At 55.9% G+C, this 1293-nt stretch carries 2 protein-coding genes and 1 pseudogene; 1 reads left to right on the top strand and 2 read right to left on the bottom strand.

Annotated elements, in window-relative coordinates; translation table 11 throughout:
* Nucleotides 1–554 precede the first annotated feature (554 nt).
* Nucleotides 555–758: a hypothetical protein gene (locus tag FS320_RS43525; RefSeq protein WP_152718668.1), complete on the top strand. Its 204-nt coding sequence runs from the start codon at nucleotides 555–557 to the stop codon at nucleotides 756–758.
* A gap of 88 nt (nucleotides 759–846) precedes the next feature.
* On the opposite strand, the gene FS320_RS43520 is transcribed toward FS320_RS43525, so the two are convergent.
* Both FS320_RS43520 and FS320_RS43515 read right to left on the bottom strand, forming a co-directional pair.
* Nucleotides 847–1074, bottom strand: coding sequence for a hypothetical protein (locus FS320_RS43520; protein WP_152718667.1), 228 nt, complete (start codon nucleotides 1072–1074; stop codon nucleotides 847–849).
* A gap of 80 nt (nucleotides 1075–1154) precedes the next feature.
* A pseudogene (locus tag FS320_RS43515) lies at nucleotides 1155–1293 on the bottom strand (IS256 family transposase); the annotation flags it as partial.

Here is a 1293-nt window from a genome sequence, read left to right as displayed (position 1 = left end):
CATGTCTTCTCCGCCAACGCGTTCCGACGTTCCAAACCTCGCCGCGATGAAAAAGGCGCAACAGATTGGCTCGCCCAAGCCGCAAGTCAGGTCATCGCAACCAGCGCAGGTGAATACGATCGGTTAGGCTCAGCCCATGCCCATTCTCAAGAAACGGTTCATCCCTAAACTATTTTACGTCGGCACACATTGACCAGGCTGCGGCTCCTGAACACCCCTGGATGAGAGTTCAGTTGGTTGGCGTCACCCGCCGATGGATGGTTGCTGAAGGCGTGCTGGGAAATACTGAAATTGGATGCCCCTGTCTGTCTGAAACCCGACAAAGACGAATACTCTTTTGTATAAGTCAGCGCCTTGCAGAGGTATTACCTCGGCCCTGAACTTGACTGTGAGACAATAGCTTTGCTGTTCTAAACTTCTTAATTGATCAAGATCAAAGCCCGAATTGATGACCTGCGAAATCTTTGCTCGCTGAAACTTTCAGAGTAAATAGGATTGCTGTGCGTCGGGTTGCGACGCGATGGCAATCCTGCCCTGGCTTTGAGGAAGAGCCCATGCAGCCTACATTCCAGATCGGTCAGCTTGTCCGTCTTCAGTCGCCCCATGGTCAGGGAGAGAGTCGGACCTATTGTGTCACCCGCATTCTTCCCGCCCGAGATGAACGCACCTCCGCGTACCTCATCAAGACGATGACCGGAGCCGAGCGGGTGGTGAAGCCGCACGACATCAAAGCCGCTTCCGCCAACGCAGTGCCGTAAGCGACCTGCCTCTGGTTGGATGGAGGAGTAGGTCTAACTGCCCGCGCGCTCTCTTCTCGCCTGATTGCGTAGCGCCATCCTCACACCGTTAGTGGTGATCGGCGTCGGAGGGTTGATCAGCGAGCCTCTTGATCTCGAACACCACTGCCGTGACAAAGGCAGAGAGCAGAAGAAAGCCTAGAACAGTCGTCAAGGTCCCTTCCTGGACTCCGGGGTTCATCCCGATCAGCGGGATCAACAGCAAAGCCGGAATGCCAAGGGTGATGGCCGCAAGGATGTAGATGGGGTTTGCTGGCTCCTTAGTCGGCTGACTCATCTGAGCCCTGCGCGCTGCTCTCTCGTGCGTCCAGACCTTCACACGTCCGAGCTATGACGGAATTTAGGTGATGGGGCCGATCAGGCGGCGCTGTTTGTCGGCATCGGAATGATCTCGGTGCCGTCCTTAAACCTGACACCGGCGATCACCTTGGGCAACTGGTTTTCGCCCATCAACCTCCGCCAGCTTCTTGCGGCCGCCATCACCAGCTTGAACACC

The organism is Microvirga tunisiensis (assembly GCF_009296175.1).
Taxonomy (GTDB): domain Bacteria; phylum Pseudomonadota; class Alphaproteobacteria; order Rhizobiales; family Beijerinckiaceae; genus Microvirga; species Microvirga tunisiensis.
Note: the sequence above shows the minus strand (reverse complement) of the source record. Positions and strands in the feature narration are given on the sequence as shown.